Below are 245 nucleotides of genomic sequence, written 5' to 3'. Positions count from 1 at the left end.
AGGGTCCGCGTAATCGGGTGCAGACCGCCCGAGGTCTGGCCACGGCCCGGCAGAGTGACGTCAATGCACTCGGCGGCGAGCTTGGCGCTGAGTTCCGCCTCCTCGAAAGCCGCTTTGCGAGCATTGAGAACCTCTGTTACACGCTCCTTGGCAACGTTGATCAGCGCACCGACTTGCGGACGCTCTTCGGCAGGCAGGTTGCCCAGGGTCTTCATCACCTGAGTCAGCTCGCCCTTCTTGCCAAG

At 62.9% G+C, this 245-nt stretch carries 1 pseudogene; it reads right to left on the bottom strand.

Features of this window, described 5'->3' with window-relative positions:
- Positions 1 to 245, bottom strand: a pseudogene (locus tag SB751_RS34120) (phenylalanine--tRNA ligase subunit alpha); the annotation flags it as partial.

The organism is Cupriavidus sp. SIMBA_020, assembly GCF_046535395.1.
Classification (GTDB): Bacteria; Pseudomonadota; Gammaproteobacteria; order Burkholderiales; family Burkholderiaceae; genus Cupriavidus; species Cupriavidus campinensis.
The sequence above is the reverse complement of the archived record's forward strand: the minus strand, read 5'-3'. Positions and strand labels throughout refer to the sequence as shown.